Source organism: Acidovorax delafieldii 2AN (assembly GCF_000175235.1).
Classification (GTDB): Bacteria; Pseudomonadota; Gammaproteobacteria; order Burkholderiales; family Burkholderiaceae_C; genus Acidovorax; species Acidovorax delafieldii_B.
In genome coordinates this window covers 15204-32470 of sequence record NZ_ACQT01000024.1, presented here as the reverse complement: position 1 = coordinate 32470, position 17267 = coordinate 15204, and the positions used below count along the sequence as shown (strand labels likewise).

The following is a 17267-nucleotide window of genomic DNA, read 5'->3' as shown; positions in this document are numbered from 1 at the left end:
ATCGGTGGTGTTGCCGTCATCGCAGACCTCCGTCCCATTGACCGTGCTGTCGCCGCAATACGGCCCCGTCAGGGGGAGCACGGCGCTGCAGGTCGCGTTGCACGTGGTGCAGGTGGGCGTGCCGTAGCTGCAACTGGTTTCGTTGATGGTGTTTCCGTCATCGCATGCCTCCCCGGCGCCGCGCGTCCCGTCGCCGCACGTCCCAGCGGGCGCGGCGGCAACCGCCACCGTCGCCACCCCCCAACCGCCGGGGAAAAACCGGTTGCGTGCGCGGTACTCGAAGCGAAACAATCCGGCAACCGTGGGTGCACCCACGGTGAACGCGCCGTCGGGATTCACCTGCAGCGTGCTGCCCGCAAACGCCACCGCGCCGCCGGCGGGCACCGTGGTGGCATCCCCCTGCACACGGAACTCGTTCACCTGTATGGGAGGTGAACCCGGCACGTCGTTGGCCAGTACCCCCGGTGCAGCCACGGGCAGCGCCACCCCTACGGTGGTGTTGTACGTACCGTCATCGTGCGGCGCGCCATCGCGCAGACCCAGGTCCAGGTCGTATCGCAGTTGGAGGGTGCCGCCTTCTATGCGTGCATACACGGCAGCGAACTGCAGCGGCACACCTGCGGAAGAGGTGGCAATGGGCGGTGTGGAGTTCCAATCCGAAGGATCGCCGTCGCGCACGATGGCAGCCCAGGCAAGCCCCACCACCAACAGCAGGCCCAGCGCCGCGCTGCCCGCCGCAATGCGGCGGACCGGTGCGAAGCGATAGGTGACCCAGACCACGAGCAACGCGGCCAGCAGCAGTCCGCCAACACCCAGGCCCGGCACGCCCGCCACCGACGGTGCCGCCAACTGGATCGCACCGCCGGCAGGGTTGCCGTTGACCGAAAGCAGCCCGCTCGGCGCCAGGCTGCCATCCGTCGTGCCCGCCATGAACGCGAGCCGCACCGCCCCGGGGGGCGAGGGGAAGGGGATGTAGCTCTCCACCACGTCGCGCTGGGCCCCTGCCGCCCCCACGCCCACAGGCCAGCGCAAGGGTGCGAGAGGCGTGAAACTCGGGTCCGTGACCAGCGCGCCCGCCTGGCAGATCTCGCGCGACACGTCGCCCACCGGCTCGGTGGCCGAAACGTCGATACGGGTCACCGCGGCCAGATCGGCGCCTTCGAACGTGCCTGCGGGGGTTACCACAGTGCAGCCGGTGGCAGGGTTGCCATCGCTGTCAATGAGGGTGCGCAACTCCGTTGCGGCGTGGCCGTCGGCGGCATGTAGCAGCAGTGCGATGACAAGCGCCGCCAAGCCCCCCGAAGGGCACCCCTGTGAAGGCCCGTCAGGGCGGTAGCGCACGCGGCCATCCATTGCCAGGCCAGATGCAGGGTACGGGAATGCGTCGCGAACATGGATGCAGGCATGGAACGTGGCGGAGCGTGGGGCAGGCGTGAAAAAGCGGCCGGGCAGCTTGCCCCGGTCCGGCAATGCCACCCCAGCCGCCAGCGGCATTTTGAACGCCGCGGATCATACAAACACACCGGCAATTCACCAAGGCCTGAATGACACGCCCAGGCCTCGCCGTACCGGCCCCATGCTGCCTATCGCCACACGAACCCGGGACTTGCTGCAAGCCTGCCGCACCGGTTTGCCGGGGCGTGCGCCCCCACCCGGTCAGTCCAGCTGCACCCCGGCGTCGCGGATCACCTTGCCCCATTTGGCCGTCTCCGCCGCAAGAAAGGTGTCGCAGGCTTCGGGCGTGGTGCCCTCCGCAAACGTGCCCATGGCCTCGAGCTTGGCACGTGTTTCGGCGCTGTGGATGATCTGGTTCACCGCCTCCGACATGCGCTTGACGATATCGCGCGGCGTGCCCGCGGGCGCGATCATGCTGGCCCAAGTGCTGCCCAGCATGCCTGGAATGCCCTGCTCCACGAAAGTGGGAACATCGGGCAGGATGGGCAGACGCTTTTCGCTGGCCACGCCAATGAGCCGAATGCGGCCGGCCTTGGCGGGCTGGATCAGGTTGGGGGGCGGGTCAAGGAACAGCGGCACCTGGCCGCCCAGCAGGTCCGCCAGTGCGGGCGATGCGCCCCGGTACGGGATGTGAACCATGAAAGTCTGCGTCAGCGTCTTGAGCAATTCGCTGGTCAGGTGCGCCGCCGAGCCGCTGCCTGACGAGGCAAAGCTCACCTTGCCAGGGTTGGCCTTGGCGTAGGCGATCAGCTCCCGCGTGTCCTTGAACGGCGCGTTCAGCGACACGGCAGCCACCAGGGGCGACACGCCCATGAGCGACACACCCACCAAGTCCTTGCGCGGGTTGTAGGGCAGCTTGGGGTACAGCGTGGTATTGGCGGTGAAGGCGGGAATCACCACCCCAAAAGTGTGCCCGTCTGGCGCTGCCTTGGCCACGGCGTCCACGCCGATGATGCTGTTCGCACCGGGCTTGTTGTCGATCACCACGGGCTGGCCCAGCTGCTTTTGCAGACCCACCTGCAGCAGGCGCGCCATTTGGTCGGTGAAACCGCCGGCCGTGTAGGGCACGATGATCTTGATCGGTTTGCTCGGCCAGGCCGGTTGCGCCAGCGATGGCAAAGCCACGCTGGCCAAGGCGGCGGTGGCGGCCTGCACCAACGTGCGGCGGGAAATGTCACGGCTCATGGATGTTGTCTCCTGCTTGTATTTTTGAACAGAAAGTGGCCCCAGCGCTTGTCCTGCAAGCGCCAGAAGCTCTCTTATTGATAGCAACCGAATGCGCGTCAGAGCGCCTTGACCAGTTCGGGCACGGCCGTGAACAGGTCGGCCTCCAGGCCATAGTCGGCCACGCTGAAGATCGGGGCTTCAGGGTCCTTGTTGATCGCCACGATCACCTTGGAGTCCTTCATCCCCGCCAGGTGCTGGATGGCGCCCGAGATGCCGGCGGCCACGTACAGCTGCGGTGCCACGATCTTGCCCGTCTGCCCCACCTGCAGGTCGTTGGGGGCGTAGCCCGCGTCCACCGCCGCCCGGCTGGCGCCAATGGCCGCGCCCAGCTTGTCGGCCAGCGGGGTCATGACTTCGTCGAACTTTTCCTTGCTCCCCAGCGCCCGGCCGCCCGAGACGATGATCTTGGCGGCGGTGAGTTCGGGCCGGTCGCTCTTGGCGATTTCGCTGCCCACGAAGCTGCTCTTGCCAGCATCTGCCGTGGCGGCGGCGGTTTCGACGGCGGCCGAGCCTCCGGTGGCGGCAGCGGCGTCAAAGCCGGTGGTGCGCACGGTGATGATCTTCACGCTGTCGGCGCTTTGCACGGTGGCGATGGCGTTGCCGGCGTAGATGGGGCGCTCGAAGGTGTCGGCTGCGATCACTTTGGTGATGTCGCTGATCTGGGCGACGTCGAGCTTGGCGGCCACGCGGGGGGCCACGTTCTTGCCGCCGGCGGTGGCGGGAAAGAGGATGTGGCTGTAGTTCGAGGCGATGGCCAGGACTTGTGCGGCGACGTTTTCAGCGAGGCCGTGTTCCAGGCCGGGGGCGTCGGCGTGGAGGACTTTGGCGACGCCGGCGATCTGGGCTGCTGCAGCGGCTGCAGCGCCTGCGTTGTGGCCAGCGACGAGGACGTGCACGTCGCCGCCGCAAGCCACAGCGGCTGTGACGGTGTTCAGGGTTGCGCCCTTGATGGACGCGTTGTCGTGTTCAGCAATAACGAGTACCGACATTTAGATCACCTTCGCTTCGTTCTTGAGTTTGTCGACCAGGGCGGCCACGTCCGCCACCTTGACGCCAGCGCCGCGCTTGGGCGGCTCGCTCACTTTGAGGGTCTTGAGGCGGGGGGTGACGTCCACACCGAGGTCTTCGGGCTTGACGGTATCGAGTTGCTTCTTCTTGGCCTTCATGATGTTGGGCAAGGTGACGTAGCGGGGTTCGTTCAGGCGCAGGTCGGTGGTGATCACTGCGGGCAGCGTCAGGGCCAGGGTTTCCAGGCCGCCGTCGATTTCGCGGGTGACGCTGACTTTGTCGGCCGAGAGTTCCACTTTGCTGGCAAACGTCGCTTGGGGCAGGTCGGCCAGGGCGGCGAGCATCTGGCCGGTCTGGTTGGCGTCGTCGTCGATGGCTTGTTTGCCCAGGATGATGAGGCCGGGTTGTTCCTTGTCCACCAGGGCCTTCAGGAGCTTGGCCACGGCCAGGGGCTGCAGTTCGGCATCGGTCTCCACCAGGATGGCGCGGTCGGCGCCGATGGCCATGGCCGTGCGCAGGGTCTCCTGGCACTGGGCCACGCCGCAGCTGACGGCGATCACTTCGCTCACCAGGCCTTTTTCTTTCAGGCGCACGGCCTCTTCAACGGCGATTTCGTCAAAGGGGTTCATGCTCATCTTCACGTTGGCGATGTCCACACCGCTGCCGTCCGATTTCACGCGGACTTTCACGTTGTAGTCCACCACGCGTTTGACAGGGACGAGAATTTTCATGGGTTGTTTCCTTGTTGAATTCCTGAAGGGTGTGTGCGCTAGGCGGCGGCGCGCACCAGGCCGGCCAGCCGCTCGGCAATCAGCGCGTGGGCCTGGGCCATGATGCCGTCGATCAGCTGCTGCACGGTGGGCACGTCGTGGATCAGCCCGGCCACCATGCCGCACGACCAGACACCGGCTTCCATATCGCCCTGCTGCATGATGCGCGGATAGACACCGGCCACTTCGGGCGCAATGTCCGCAAAGGTGATCGCCGCGCCCAGTTCGCGCTCTTTCTGCAGCAGCCGTTCGGTGGCGGCATTGGTCAGCACGCGCTCGGTGTTGCGCAGCGGGCGCATGACCAGGCGGGTGTCGAGTTCGCTGGCCGCGACGATGGCCTGCTTCACGTTGTCGTGCACCGGCGCCTCTTGCGTGGCGATGAAGCGCGTGCCCATGTTGATGCCGTCGGCCCCCAGCGCCAGCGCAGCCACCAGCGAGCGGCCGTCGGCCATTCCGCCCGAGGCGACGAAGGGGATCTTCAACTCTTCCGCGGCGCGCGGCAGCAGGATGAAGTTGGGGATGTCGTCCTCGCCCGGGTGGCCACCGCATTCGAAGCCGTCCACACTGATGGCGTCGCAGCCGATGGCCTCGGCCTTGAGCGCGTGGCGCACCGAGGTGCATTTGTGGATGACCTTGATGCCGGCGTCCTTGAGCGCGGGCAGCCATTTCTGCGGATTGTTGCCTGCCGTCTCGACGACTTTCACACCGCCGTCGATGATGGCCTTGACGTAGCCCGGGTAGTCGGGCGGGTTGACCGAGGGCAGAAAGGTCAGGTTCACGCCGAAGGGCTTGTCGGTCATGGCGCGGCAGCGCGCGATCTCGCGGGCCAGCAGCTCGGGCGTGCGCTGAGTCAGGCCGGTGATGATGCCCAGGCCGCCGGCGTTGGAGACGGCCGATGCCAGCTCGGCCAGGCCCACGTGGTGCATGCCCCCCTGGATGATGGGGTGCTCGATGCCGAACAGTTCGGTGATGCGGGTCTTCATGGCGTCATTCCGTGGCGATGCCCTTGTCGCGGATCAGCTGGCCCCAGCGGGTGTAATCCTGCTGCACGCGCTGGCCCATCTGCGCCGGCCCCTGGAAGTGCGCAAGGGCACCGACGTTCAGCAGTTTTTCCTGGATTTCCTTCTCGGCCAGGATCTGCTTGACCTCATTCGCAATGCGCTCCACCACGGCCTTGGGCGTTCCCGGCGGCGCCAGCAGGCCGCCCCAAGACACGGCGTCGTAGCCCTTGATGCCCTGCTCGGCGATAGTCTTCACATCGGGCAGCATCGTCACGCGCTGGGGCGATCCCACGGCGATGGCGCGCAGCTTGCCCGCCTGGATGTGCGGCAGTGCGGCGACGAGGTCGGCGTACATCACCGGCACCTGGCCACCGATGGTGTCGGTGATGGCCGGCACACCGCCCTTGTAGGGCACATGCTGCATGTCGAAACCGGCCATCTGCTTGAGCATCTCCATGCTCAGGTGGCCAAAGCTGCCAGCCCCCGAGCTGGTGTAGTTGAGCGGGGATTTCTCGGCTTTGGCGTGGGCGATGAGGGTCTTGAGGTCCACCACGTCAGGCAGCATGCGGGGATTGACCACCACCACGATCGGCAGGTCATACACCGTGGCCACGGGCGTGAAGTCCTTCACCGTGTCGTAGCCTGCCTTCTTGTACAGGTGCGGTGCGAGCATGGTGGGCGTGGCCAGCATCATCAGCGTGTAGCCATCGGCCGCGCTCTTCATGACCTGGGCGGCCGCGATCGAGCCCGATGCGCCCGCGCGGTTGTCCACCACCACGGCCTGCTTCAGGCGTTCACCCAGCTTCTGGCCCACGATGCGCGACGCCGTGTCGGTGGGGCCGCCCGCCGGGAAGGGGACAACGAGCTTGATCATCTTGTCGGGCCAGGCGGCCTGCTGCGCGAAGGCGCTACCGAGCAGCAGCGGCGCTGCGGCCAGGGCAAGAACGGCGCGGCGGGTGGCCTGGGCCAGTGAAGCGGTGTGGATTGTGGGCATGGAAGCCTCCTGTCAGTGGGGATGGGAAAACGCCCGCCGCAACACCCGGGGGTGCCAGGCGCGGCGGGCGCTGCAATGTCTCAGTCGAGCTTGGCGTCGGCTGCTTCGACCAGCGCTTTCCAGATGGGCATGTCACGCTGGTAGTTCTGCTGGAACTCCTGCGGGCTGTTCATCATGGGCTGGAAACCGGCGCCGGCAATGCGCTCAAGCACCTTGGGGTCCTTGATGATCTCGCGCAAATGGCCGTACAGCTGGTCCACAACGTCCTTGGGCACGCCGGCGGGCGCCCCCATGGCAACCCAGCCGAAGAGGGAATAGGCGTCGTCCTGCACGCCCTGCTCGAAGATGGTCGGCACCTTGGGCAGGATATCCATGCGCTGCTTGCCCGTGACCCCGATGGCCTTGAGGCGGCCCGCATCGATGAACGGCTTGGTGTTGAGCGCACTGGAAAAGCAGATCTGCAGCTGCCCGCCGATCAGGTCCTGGATCATGGGCGCCTCGCCCTTGTAGGCCACATGGGCCATGTCGGCATCCATGGTCTTGCTCATGTAGGCGCCGGCGAGGTGCGCATACGAGCCCGTGCCCCAGGAGCCGTACGACAGCTTGCCCTTGCGCGCCTTCACATAGGCCAGCAGCTCCTTCATGTTGTTGGCGGGCACGGAGGGGTGCACCACCAGCGTGACCGGCGCCGCCGCAATCTGCGAGAGCATCAGGAGGTCCTTCTGCGGGTTGTAGGGCAGCTTGGTGTAGAGGAACTGGTTGATCAGCATCGATGTGCTGAGCGACACCATCAACGTGTAGCCATCCGCCGGCGCCTTGGCCAGGGCGTCGGTGCCCAGAATGCCGGCCGCTCCGCCCTTGTTGTCCACCACCACGGGCTGGCCGACGCGCCGGGCCAGGGCCTCTCCGATGGTGCGGGCGATGATGTCCGTGGCGCCGCCCGCGTTGAACGGCACGATGAGCCGGATCGGCTTGCTCGGCCAGGCGGACTTGGCAGACTGCGCCATGGCGCCTCCCAGCCAGCTGGAGCCGCCCAGTGCGGCCAGGCCTTGCAAAACGCTGCGGCGGTTGAATGCGATACCCATGTCGATGTCTCCGAAAATAAGGGCGTGAGGTGCGATGAAATACGTTGCGGCCCCGCGCCGTCTTGGCGCGGCTTGCGGTCGGGGCCTGTGGGGCGTCAGTTCGAGGATGGCGTCTGCGGCAGGGTCAGCACCCCCTGGTCGCGCAGTTGCTGCAGTTGCGTGTCGCTCAGGTCCAGCAGCCGGTGCAGCACCTCGCGCGTGCCCTCGCCCAGCGTAGGCGGCGCATTGCGGATCGGCAGGCGCTGGCCGTCCAGCCGGTAGGGTGGGGCAAACACGGGCGTGGTGCCCACCACGGGGTGCGGCATGTCCTGCAGCAGGCCGCCGCGGCGGGTGCGCTCGCTGGTCAAGGCCTCGTGCAGGCCCGCCACCCGGCCACAGGGGATGCCGGCGGCCGTGAGGCGCTCGAGCAGCAGATCGCGCGGAAAGCTGCGGATCAGCGCCTTGAGCATGGGGCCGAGTTCGAGCCGGTTCTTGGCACGGTTGACGTTGGTGGCGAAGCGCGGGTCCTCGACGATGTCGGGGCGGTCGATGACCTGGCGGCAGAACTTGTCGAACTGCGCGTTGTTGCCCACGGCGATGATGAGCGGGCCATCGGCAGCCTCGTACATGCCGTAGGGCACGATGGACGGGTGGGCATTGCCGTAGCGCTCCGGGTCGCGGCCCAGCTGGAGCGCATCGAGCCCATAGTAGCCCGTGACCATGATGCCGCAGTCGTACAGCGCCATCTCGATCAGGCGGCCGCGCCCGCTGCGTTCGCGCCGGAACAGGGCCGCCAGAATGGCCTGCGCCGCATACATGCCGGTCATGAGGTCGACCACGGCCACGCCAAACTTCAGCGGCGGCGTGTTGGCCTCGCCGTTGAGCGCCATGAGGCCGGCCTCGCCCTGGATCACAAGGTCGTAGCCTGGGCGCTTGGCCTCGGGGCCGCTGCTGTCGTAGCCGGCCACGGCGCAGTAGATCAGGTCGGGCTTGATCGCCTTGAGCTGCTCGTAGCCCAGGCCCAGCTTCTCGGCGCCACCGGTCTTGAAGTTGTGGATGACCACGTCGAACTGCGGCAGTAGATCGTGGATGATCTTCAGGCCCTCGGGGCTTTGCAGGTCAAGGGTGACGGACCGCTTGTTGCGGTTCATGCTGTTGTAGTAGGTGGTCTCGGTGTTGCCGATGCGGATGCCCCAGTCGCGCGTGTCGTCGCCGCGGCCGGGGTGTTCGACCTTGATCACCTCGGCACCAAAATCGGCCAGCACCATGGCACACATCGGGCCGGCGAACACGCGCGATAGATCGAGCACGCGCACGCCCTCCAGCGGAAAATCAACGTCGTCTTTGAAGGCAGCTGTGGCGGTCACGGATGGGTTCCTGTCTGTGGTGTCGTGGGGCATCAGGCGGCGGGACCGCGCAGCTTCGCATAGTCGGGTGTGCGCTTGTCGAGAAAAGCGCCGATGCCCTCGAGGGATTCGTTCGTTTCCTGCGAGCGCACCATGTGCTGCGCTTCCAGTTCCAGTTGCTGCTCGAGGGTGTTGCGCGGCGCCTGGCGGCAGAGGTCCTTGATGCGGGCCATCGCCTGCGAGGGGCCTGCGGCAACCTGGGCAGCCAGAGTCACGGCTTCGGCCAGCGCCGTGCCCGGCTCGGCCAGGCGGTTCACGGGGCCGAGCTGGTGCAGGCGCTCACCGCTGATGCGCTCGCCGGTCAGGCACAGCTCGGTCAGCACCTGGCGCGACACGAACTCTGCCAGGAAGGCCGTGGCACCCCCATCGGGCGTGAGCCCCACCTTCACATAGGCCACCGAGAACACAGCGTTCTTCGCCGCCACCAGCATGTCGCACGCCAGCGCCAGCGAGAGGCCGGCGCCAGCGGCCGCGCCCTCTACTGCCGCAATGACGGGCTTGGGGCAGTCACGCACCGCGCGCACGAGGTCGTGCAGGCCTTCGAGCTTGGCGCGGCGCTCCTGCACAGGCAGTTCGCGGCGCTTGGCCAGCTGGCGCAGGTCGCCGCCCGAACAGAAGTGACCGCCCTCGCCCGTGAGCACGATGGCGCCCACACCTGGGTCGGCGGCAGCCTCGCGCAGCGCCGTCGTGAGCGCAGCATAGAACTCAGGCGACAGCGCATTGCGTGCCGCCACGTTGTTGTTGGACAGCACCAGCACGGCACCATCGCGGCGGGTCAGCAGCGGCGCGTCCATGGCTTCAGCCCTGGCGTCCCAGAGCGATGAAGCGCTCCAGGTGGTGGTCTTCGTCGCCGAACTGGTGATCGATCATCACCAGGCGCTTGGCGTAATGGGCCAGGGGCAGTTCCCAGGTCATGCCGATGCCGCCGTGCATCTGGATGCTCTCCTGCGCCACCTTGGTGCCCACGTAGCCCACCGTGTATTTCGCGGCGGACAGGGCCTTTTCGCGCGCCGGGCCCGTGGCGTTGTCAATGGCGTCGGCGGCATTGATGACCGCCGAACGCGCCTGCTCCACTTCCAGCAGCAGGTCGGCCATGCGGTGCTGCAGCGCCTGGAACGAACCGATCGGCACACCGAACTGCTTGCGCGTCTGCAGGTATTCCAGCGTGCTTTGCTTGGCCACGTCCATGGCGCCCAGCGATTCGGCCGCCAGCGCCAGCAGCGCATAGCCGGTGATGCGCTCCAGCACGGCCAGGCCCTGCCCTGGCGCACCCAGCAGCGCATCGGCCCCCACCTTGACGTTGTCCAGCGTGATTTCGGCCGCGCGCCCGCCTTCAAAGCGGCTGTAGCCGCGCTTGCCCAGGCCTGCGGCATCGCCGGGCACGAGGAACAGGCTGATGCCCGCCTCGTCGAACGCAGCGCCGGCGGTGCGGGCCGAGACCAGCAGCAGGTCGGCCTTCTGGCCGAAGGCCACCACGCCCTTGGCACCCTTGAGCACCCAGCCGCCGTTCGAGGGCGTGGCCGTGGTGGCCACATGCGCCAGCTCGTAGTGGCTGCCCGGCTCGTCGTGGGCCAGGGCCGCAATGGTGGCGCCGGCAATGATGCCCTCCAGCTGCTGCTTCTGCGCGTCGCTGCCAGCGGCAATCAGCGCCTGGCCCACCACAAGCGCCCCCACCAGTGGCTCGGCCACCAGGCCGCGGCCCAGGCTTTCAAACACCACGCTGATGTCAAAGCCCGCGCCGCCGAAGCCCCCGGCGCTTTCAGGAAACAGCGCACCGATGGCGCCCAGTTCGGCAAACTGCGCATACAGCGCAGGGCTGTGCCCCTCTTCGCCGTAGGCGATGGCGTTGCGGGTATCGATGCCGTACTGCTCGGAAACAAAGCGGTTCAGCGTGTCCGCCAGCATGCGGCGGTCTTCGGTGTGTGTGAAATTCATGGCAAATTCTTTCTACCCAACAGGTCATCTATCCGGATCACTTGGCATCGCCTCTTTCGCGAGGGCCCCCCAGCAAGGGCCGCCCCGCAGCGGGGGTGTCGTCCCGTGGGGGAAGGCGCGAAGCGACTCAGGGGGTATTACTTACAGCCCCAGGATCATCTTGGAGATGATGTTTTTCTGGATCTCGTTGGAGCCGCCGAAGATCGACAGCTTGCGGTAGTTGAAATAGTTCGCGGCGGCCGTGGCGGCCTCCTCGGGGCCGACCGGGGCGGCGCTGTAGCCCTCGTACTGGGCTTCCTCGATGAAGGGCGTTGCATACGGCCCCATGGCACGGCGGATCAGCGACAGGATTTCCTGGCGGATCTCGGTGCCACGGATCTTGAGCATGGAGCTTTCCGCACCCGGCACACCGCCACCGGCCACGGCGGCGATCACGCGCAGGTTGGTGGTCTTCATGTTCTCCAGGTCAATCTCGACCCGCGCCATGCGCGCCGCGAACAGCGGGTCCTGGTCCAGCGGCTTGCCGTTCTTGTGCACCTTGGCGGCGATGACCTTGAGCTTGGCCAGCGCCGACACGCAAAAGCCCACGCCGGCGATGCCCGTGCGCTCGTAGGTCAGCAGGTACTTGGCGTAGGTCCAGCCCTTGTTCTCCTCGCCCACCAGGTTTTCCACGGGCACCTTCACATCGGTGAAGAACACCTCGTTGACTTCCTTGTCACCGTCCAGCGTGCGGATGGGGCGCAATTCCACGCCAGGCGTATTCATGTCCACCAGCAGGAAGCTGATGCCCGACTGTGCCTTGGCCTCGCGGTTGGTGCGCACCAGGCAGAAAATCATGTTGGCGTGCTGGCCCTGGGTGGTCCAAGTCTTCTGGCCGTTGACGATGTAATGGTCACCGTCGCGCACGGCCGTGGTCTTGACCGAAGCGAGGTCCGAGCCCGCACCGGGCTCGGAATAGCCCTGGCACCACCAGTCCTCGCCCTTGAGGATGCGCGGCAGCCAGTGGCTTTTTTGCGCAGCGTTGCCGAACTTGATCAGCACCGGGCCCAGCATGTTCACGCCAAAGGGCACGATGCGCGGGCCGCCGGCCAGGGCGCATTCGTTGTCGAAGATGAACTTCTGCACCGCGCTCCAGCCCGGGCCACCGTGCTCTTCGGGCCAGTGGTTGGCCAGCCAGCCACGTTCGTTGAGGATGGCGTGCCATTCCTCCTGATCGGCCTTGGTCAGGCGCTGGCCTGCCTTGACCTTGCTGGCGATGCGCGCAGGCAGCTTGTCTTTCAAGAACGCACGCACTTCCTCGCGAAATGCCTGTTCTTCTGGGGTGAATTGCAGATCCATGGATGTCCTTCAGAAAATTTCAAACAGCCCGGCTGCGCCCATACCGCCCGCGATGCACATGGTCACCACGCCGTACTTGGCCTTGCGGCGACGGCCTTCGAGCAAGATGTGGCCCGCCAGGCGGGCGCCCGTCATACCAAACGGATGGCCAATGGAGATGGCGCCGCCGTTGACGTTCAGGCGCTCATTGGGGATGCCGAGCCGGCGCTGGCAATACAGGGCCTGCGAGGCAAAGGCCTCGTTCAGCTCCCACAGGCCGATGTCATCCACGGTGAGGCCGTGGCGCTTGAGCAGCTTGGGCACTGCAAACACCGGGCCGATGCCCATTTCGTCGGGCTCGCAGCCGGCCACGGCAAAGCCGCGCAGGGCCCCCAGCGGTTGCAGTCCCAGGCGTTCGGCCTGCCGGGCTTCCACCAGCACGCAGGCCGACGAACCATCGGAGAGCTGCGACGCATTGCCGGCCGTGACGAATTGCCCGGGGCCCTTGACGGGCTCGAGCTGCAGCAGCCCTTCGAGCGTGGTGGAGGGTCGGTTGCAGTTGTCTCGGGTGGCGACCACGTCGCGGTAGGTGACCTCGCCCGTTTCCTTGTTCTTCTCGGCCATGCGCGTGGCGCAGGCGATGATTTCATCTTTGAAGCGATCGGCCGACTGCGCGGCAGCGGTGCGCTGCTGGCTTTGCAGCGAGAACGCATCCTGGTCTTCGCGCGAAATGCCGTAGCGCTTGGCCACCACATCGGCCGTGTCGATCATGGCCATGAACAGCTCGGGCTTGTGCTCGACCAGCCAGGGGTCCATGTCGGTGGGCAGGTTGTTGCCCGGGCGCAGGCCCGAGATGGTTTCCACACCGCCGGCAATCATGGCGTCCACCCCTTCCGCCACGATGCGGCCCGCCGCCACGGCGATGGCCTGCAGGCCCGAAGCGCAGTAGCGTGTGATGGTGGTGCCCGCAATCGCCAGTGGCAGCTCGGCGCGCAGCACGGTCTGGCGGCCCAGGTTGCGGCCCTGGAAGCCGTCGGGGTTGCCGCAGCCAAGCACCAGGTCTTCGATCAGGGCCGGGTCCACCCCCGAGCGCTCGACGGCGGCCTTGACGGAAAAGGCCGCCAGCTGCGCGGCCGGCGTGGCATTGAACTCGCCGCGGTGGGATTTGGCCAGCGGCGTACGGGCGGTGGAAACGATGACGGCTTCGCGCATGGCGGGCTCCTGGTTGGCTCGAATTGCTTTGTTTTTGATAGCTGATGGCGCTTGATTCACGCGCACCTCAGGCACAAATCGCCTGAAAAGTGCGTAAACGGCAAGGGCGGTCGGCCCCTGCGTTGGAACCGCGCCGTGTCAGGCCGCCTTGTTCAGGCTGTCGAAGTTCTTGCCCTCGGCCACCAGCTTCACAAGCAGGGGCGCGGGCTTCCAGAACAGCAGGTCTTCCTTCTCGAAGGCCTGGATGTCGGCCAGCACCTGGGGCAGGCCCTGCATGTCGGCCCACTTCATCGGGCCGCCGCGAAAGCGCGGAAAGCCGTAGCCGGACAGGAAGGTCACGTCCACATCCAGCGGGCGCAGAGCAATGCCCTCTTCCACCACCTTGGCGCCTTCGTTGACCATGGCGGCCATGTAGCGGCGCATGATTTCCTCGGGCGTGAACTGGCGCGGGGTGACGCCCTTCTTGGCGCGCTCGGCATCCACGATGGCCAGCACTTCGGGGTCGGGCTGGCCCACGCGCGCGCCTTGCGGGTACAGGTAAAAGCCCCGGCCGGTCTTCTGGCCGAACCAGCCGCGCTCACAGATGCGGTCGGCCACCTCCACATAGCGCGCCTTGGGGTCGCGCGTGGCGGCGCGGCGCTTGCGCGTGGCCCAGCCGATGTCGCCGCCGGCCAGGTCGGTGACCTGGAAAGGGCCCATGGCAAAGCCAAAGCCGCGCACGGCCTCGTCGATCTCATAGGGGCTGGCGCCGTCTTCCATCAGGTAGTCGGCGGCCTGCTTGTACACGGCGAGGATGCGGTTGCCGATGAAGCCGTCGCACACGCCGGCGCGCACGGGCACCTTCTTGAGCTTCTTGGCCAACTCGAAGGCCGTGGCCACCACGTCGGCGCTCACCTTGGCGGGCACCACGATCTCCAGCAGCTTCATGATGTTGGCCGGGCTGAAGAAGTGCAGGCCGATCACATCCTGGGGGCGGCTGGTGGCGGCAGCGATGGCGTCGATGTCCAGGTACGAGGTGTTGGTGGCCAGCACGGCGCCCTTCTTGCACACGCGGTCGAGTTCCTTGAACACGGCCTTCTTGACCTCGAGGTCTTCAAACACGGCCTCGATCACCAGGTCCACATCGGCGATTTCGTCGTACGAGGTGCTGGGCGTATAGCGCGCCATGGTGGCGGCCTTGCCCTCTTCGGTCATGCGGCCCTTGGCGATCAGGCCGTCATAGACCTTCTCCACGTTCTTCTGGCCGCGGGCGATGGATTCGGCATCGCGCTCGATCATGGTCACGGTGAAGCCAGCGTCGAGGGCCGACACGGTGATGCCAGCGCCCATGGTGCCGCCGCCGATGATGGCGAGGGTCTTGAACGCGCGGGGCTGGGCGGCCTGGGCTTCCGGAATCTTGGCGGTTTCGCGCTCGGCAAAGAAGGCATGGATCAGGCCGGCACGCTGCGGGCTGTCCAGGCACTCCAGGAACAGGGCGCGCTCGCGGGCCAGGCCCTCGTCAAACGTCAACTGCACGGCCGCCTGCACACATTCGATGATTTTCAGTGGCGAGAACAGGCCGCGGGTTTTCTTGGCGGTATCAGCCCGCAGGGCCTCCAGGTCGGCCAGCGCTCCCGAAGGGTTGGCAATCGCGATGTCGCGCGTGCGGCGCACGGGCGCCTTCTGCGCCAGCAGCTCGTTGGCGTACGCCAGGCCGGCCGCCACGGGGGTGCCCGATTCCACCAGGCGGTCCACCAGGCCGGCCTGCAGCGCCGCCTTGGCGCCCAGGTGCTTGCCGCTGAGCATCAATTCGGTGGCCGCCTTCACGCCCATCAGGCGCGGGGCGCGCTGCGTGCCGCCCGAACCCGGCAGCAGGCCCAGGTTCACCTCGGGCAGGCCCAGGCTGGCTGCGGGCAGCGCCAGGCGGTAGTGGGCCGACATCGCCACCTCCAGCCCACCGCCCAGCGCGGCGCCGTGCAGCACGGCAATCACGGGCTTGGTGCAATCTTCGATGCTGCGGCACACCTCGGGCAGCGACGGAGACATGGCGGGCTTGCCGAACTCGCGGATATCCGCGCCTGCGATGAAGGCCTTGCCAGCCCCCACCAGCAGCACGCCGGCGATGCCGTCGTCGGCCTGCGCGGCGGCCATGGCGGCCGCCAGCCCCTGGCGCACGGCCACGCCGAGGGCGTTGACCGGCGGGTTATCGACGGTCACGACCAGGATGGCGCCTTCACGGGCGGTGGTGACAACGGTGGCGGGGGTAGCTGCGCCCATGCGGGGGTCTCCGGAATGGTTGGGGGAACAGCTTCCGATTGTTGGTTTAGCAAACAATCTTGACAATTACATTAACGATTGACAGACTGTCAAATACATTTTGACGATCAAGCCGTTCCTCCGAGCTGCCCACTTCACCCCACCCCTCCATGGAACTCACCTCTCTGACCGTGCTTGTGGACATCCTGGACGCCGGCAACCTGAGCCAGGCGGCGCGCAATCTCAAGATGACGCGGGCCAACGTGAGCTACCACCTGCACCAGCTGGAGAAATCGGTCGGGGTGCAGCTGGTGCGCCGCACCACACGGCGCGTCGAACCCACCGAAGTGGGGCTGCGCCTGTATGCGCACGGTCGCGCCATCCAGAACGAAATGCTGGCCGCGCGCGAAACCATTGCCACGCTGGGCCAGGGCCTGCAAGGCCGCGTGGGCCTAAGCGTGCCCAGCGGCTACGGGCAGATGGTGATGTCCGACTGGCTGATCGACTTCAAGCGCCTGTACCCCGGCATCGTGCTCGACGTGCGATTCGAGAACCGGGTGGACGACCTGATCCGCGACGAGGTGGACATCGCCATCCGCGTGATGCCCGAGCCCCCGCCCACGCTGGTGGCGCGCGACCTGGGGCGCGTGCGCTACATTGCCTGCGCCTCGCGCAGCTATGCCCAGGCGCACGGCCTGCCGCCCACGCTGGACGCGCTGCGCACCGCACCGCTCATCACCTCGGGCGTGGTGGGCAAACAGCTGCGCCTGCGCGGCTACCGCGGGGACGAACGCCAGGAAGTGATGCTGGAGCCCACGCTCATTTCCGAGCACTTTCCATTCCTGCGCCAGGGCATCCTGGCCGGACTGGGCGTGGGGCTGGTGCCTGACTACGTGGTACAGGACGCCGTGGCCAGCGGCGACGTGCTGACCACACTGGACGAGTGGCGGTTGAGCATCTTCGGCACGCAGATGTTCATGCTCTACATGCCCGACCGGCACCAGACACGGGCCGTGCGCACCTGCATCGAATACCTGCTGGGCCGCGCCCTGCCCTCGTCGGACGCGCCCGTGCCGGATCAGCCGGCGCCCTGAAAACGTTCAGGGCCGACCGTAGGTGGCCGTGAAGCTGGCCTTGCCCAGCGTGTGGGCGTTGACCATGAAGCCCGCCAGTGCTGCCGTGGCATCGTCGGGAATGTCCAGCCGGGGCACGCTGAGCGCATGCACGGTAAAGACGTAGCGGTGCGGCTTGTCGCCGGGCGGCGGGCACACACCGCCCCAGGCCAGCGCGCCGTAGTCGTTGCGGATCTGGCGTGCCGGCGCGGGCAGGCCCGCACTGCCCTGCGCACCCGCATGGGGCGCCAGTTGCGTGGTGCCGGCCGGCAGGTCCACCACGAACCAGTGCCACCAGCCCGAACCGGTGGGCGCATCGGGGTCGTACACGGTGACGGCAAAGCTCTGCGTGCCTGCGGGCGCACCGCTCCACTGCAACGCGGGCGAGCGGTTCTGGCCTGAACAGCCGAAGCCATCGAACTCGAAATGCGCCGGCACGGTGCCGCCGCTGGGGATGTCGGGGCTCACGAGGGTGAAGTCAGTCATGCGGGTCTCCTGGACAAAAATTGCGTCAAATCAGCTTGTAGCGCT

Annotated in this window: 15 protein-coding genes; 1 reads left to right on the top strand and 14 read right to left on the bottom strand. The window is 66.9% G+C overall.

The window, feature by feature from the left end; translation table 11 throughout:
- The 13 genes from ACDELDRAFT_RS06125 to ACDELDRAFT_RS06065 form a co-directional block, all read right to left on the bottom strand.
- Positions 1-1341: hypothetical protein (locus ACDELDRAFT_RS06125; RefSeq protein WP_232504727.1), on the bottom strand; the 1341-nt coding region annotated here is incomplete at its 3' end.
- A 315-nt stretch (positions 1342-1656) separates the two neighbouring features.
- Entirely contained in the window at positions 1657-2640 is a 984-nt protein-coding gene (locus ACDELDRAFT_RS06120; RefSeq protein ID WP_005794571.1) for a tripartite tricarboxylate transporter substrate binding protein, read from the bottom strand.
- A 98-nt stretch (positions 2641-2738) separates the two neighbouring features.
- Positions 2739-3671 (bottom strand): electron transfer flavoprotein subunit alpha/FixB family protein, encoded by a 933-nt coding sequence (locus tag ACDELDRAFT_RS06115; RefSeq protein ID WP_005794569.1) that lies wholly within the window; start codon positions 3669-3671, stop codon positions 2739-2741.
- Positions 3672-4421: an electron transfer flavoprotein subunit beta/FixA family protein gene (locus tag ACDELDRAFT_RS06110; protein ID WP_005794566.1), complete on the bottom strand. Its 750-nt coding sequence runs from the start codon at positions 4419-4421 to the stop codon at positions 3672-3674. It lies immediately after the preceding gene.
- Between the two features lie 38 nt (positions 4422-4459).
- Positions 4460-5443 carry an NAD(P)H-dependent flavin oxidoreductase gene (locus tag ACDELDRAFT_RS06105; protein ID WP_005794565.1) on the bottom strand — a complete coding sequence of 328 codons (984 nt, stop codon included), beginning with the start codon at positions 5441-5443 and terminating at the stop codon, positions 4460-4462.
- A 4-nt stretch (positions 5444-5447) separates the two neighbouring features.
- Entirely contained in the window at positions 5448-6455 is a 1008-nt protein-coding gene (locus tag ACDELDRAFT_RS06100; protein ID WP_005794563.1) for a Bug family tripartite tricarboxylate transporter substrate binding protein, read from the bottom strand.
- 80 nt (positions 6456-6535) lie between these two features.
- Positions 6536-7540: a Bug family tripartite tricarboxylate transporter substrate binding protein gene (locus ACDELDRAFT_RS06095; RefSeq protein ID WP_005794562.1), complete on the bottom strand. Its 1005-nt coding sequence runs from the start codon at positions 7538-7540 to the stop codon at positions 6536-6538.
- A gap of 95 nt (positions 7541-7635) precedes the next feature.
- Positions 7636-8919, bottom strand: coding sequence for a CaiB/BaiF CoA transferase family protein (locus tag ACDELDRAFT_RS06090; protein ID WP_005794560.1), 1284 nt, complete (start codon positions 8917-8919; stop codon positions 7636-7638).
- Entirely contained in the window at positions 8919-9719 is an 801-nt protein-coding gene (locus tag ACDELDRAFT_RS06085) for an oxepin-CoA hydrolase, alternative type (RefSeq protein WP_005794558.1), read from the bottom strand. Before ACDELDRAFT_RS06085 ends, ACDELDRAFT_RS06090 begins: the two co-directional genes overlap by 1 nt.
- A 4-nt stretch (positions 9720-9723) precedes the next feature.
- A complete protein-coding gene (locus tag ACDELDRAFT_RS06080) occupies positions 9724-10860 on the bottom strand; it encodes an acyl-CoA dehydrogenase family protein (RefSeq protein WP_005794557.1) in 1137 nt (378 codons plus the stop codon).
- Between the two features lie 141 nt (positions 10861-11001).
- On the bottom strand, positions 11002-12198 hold the full coding sequence (locus ACDELDRAFT_RS06075; RefSeq protein ID WP_005794555.1) for an acyl-CoA dehydrogenase family protein: 1197 nt from the start codon (positions 12196-12198) through the stop codon (positions 11002-11004).
- Positions 12199-12207: 9 nt separating this feature from the next.
- On the bottom strand, positions 12208-13389 hold the full coding sequence (locus ACDELDRAFT_RS06070) for an acetyl-CoA C-acyltransferase (protein ID WP_005794554.1): 1182 nt from the start codon (positions 13387-13389) through the stop codon (positions 12208-12210).
- Positions 13390-13527: 138 nt separating this feature from the next.
- On the bottom strand, positions 13528-15645 hold the full coding sequence (locus tag ACDELDRAFT_RS06065) for a 3-hydroxyacyl-CoA dehydrogenase NAD-binding domain-containing protein (RefSeq protein ID WP_005794552.1): 2118 nt from the start codon (positions 15643-15645) through the stop codon (positions 13528-13530).
- Positions 15646-15794: 149 nt separating this feature from the next.
- Here ACDELDRAFT_RS06065 and ACDELDRAFT_RS06060 point away from each other — a divergent pair, with 149 nt between their 5' ends.
- Complete coding sequence (locus tag ACDELDRAFT_RS06060) at positions 15795-16718, top strand: LysR family transcriptional regulator (RefSeq protein WP_005794551.1); 924 nt, start codon at positions 15795-15797, stop codon at positions 16716-16718.
- Between the two features lie 6 nt (positions 16719-16724).
- Here ACDELDRAFT_RS06060 and ACDELDRAFT_RS06055 read toward each other — a convergent pair whose 3' ends face one another.
- Positions 16725-17222, bottom strand: coding sequence for a YbhB/YbcL family Raf kinase inhibitor-like protein (locus tag ACDELDRAFT_RS06055; protein WP_005794549.1), 498 nt, complete (start codon positions 17220-17222; stop codon positions 16725-16727).
- Positions 17223-17267: the final 45 nt, after the last annotated feature.

What these genes read in the sequence shown, in the direction of transcription:
- ACDELDRAFT_RS06065 (WP_005794552.1), bottom strand. Translation starts at nt 15,645, where the DNA reads ATGGGCGCAGCTACCCCCGCCACCGTTGTCACCACCGCCCGTGAAGGC.
- ACDELDRAFT_RS06095 (WP_005794562.1), bottom strand. Translation starts at nt 7,540, where the DNA reads ATGGGTATCGCATTCAACCGCCGCAGCGTTTTGCAAGGCCTGGCCGCA.
- ACDELDRAFT_RS06080 (WP_005794557.1), bottom strand. Translation starts at nt 10,860, where the DNA reads ATGAATTTCACACACACCGAAGACCGCCGCATGCTGGCGGACACGCTG.
- ACDELDRAFT_RS06100 (WP_005794563.1), bottom strand. Translation starts at nt 6,455, where the DNA reads ATGCCCACAATCCACACCGCTTCACTGGCCCAGGCCACCCGCCGCGCC.
- ACDELDRAFT_RS06090 (WP_005794560.1), bottom strand. Translation starts at nt 8,919, where the DNA reads ATGCCCCACGACACCACAGACAGGAACCCATCCGTGACCGCCACAGCT.
- ACDELDRAFT_RS06110 (WP_005794566.1), bottom strand. Translation starts at nt 4,421, where the DNA reads ATGAAAATTCTCGTCCCTGTCAAACGCGTGGTGGACTACAACGTGAAA.
- ACDELDRAFT_RS06085 (WP_005794558.1), bottom strand. Translation starts at nt 9,719, where the DNA reads ATGGACGCGCCGCTGCTGACCCGCCGCGATGGTGCCGTGCTGGTGCTG.
- ACDELDRAFT_RS06075 (WP_005794555.1), bottom strand. Translation starts at nt 12,198, where the DNA reads ATGGATCTGCAATTCACCCCAGAAGAACAGGCATTTCGCGAGGAAGTG.
- ACDELDRAFT_RS06070 (WP_005794554.1), bottom strand. Translation starts at nt 13,389, where the DNA reads ATGCGCGAAGCCGTCATCGTTTCCACCGCCCGTACGCCGCTGGCCAAA.
- ACDELDRAFT_RS06060 (WP_005794551.1), top strand. Translation starts at nt 15,795, where the DNA reads ATGGAACTCACCTCTCTGACCGTGCTTGTGGACATCCTGGACGCCGGC.
- ACDELDRAFT_RS06105 (WP_005794565.1), bottom strand. Translation starts at nt 5,443, where the DNA reads ATGAAGACCCGCATCACCGAACTGTTCGGCATCGAGCACCCCATCATC.
- ACDELDRAFT_RS06120 (WP_005794571.1), bottom strand. Translation starts at nt 2,640, where the DNA reads ATGAGCCGTGACATTTCCCGCCGCACGTTGGTGCAGGCCGCCACCGCC.
- ACDELDRAFT_RS06115 (WP_005794569.1), bottom strand. Translation starts at nt 3,671, where the DNA reads ATGTCGGTACTCGTTATTGCTGAACACGACAACGCGTCCATCAAGGGC.
- ACDELDRAFT_RS06055 (WP_005794549.1), bottom strand. Translation starts at nt 17,222, where the DNA reads ATGACTGACTTCACCCTCGTGAGCCCCGACATCCCCAGCGGCGGCACC.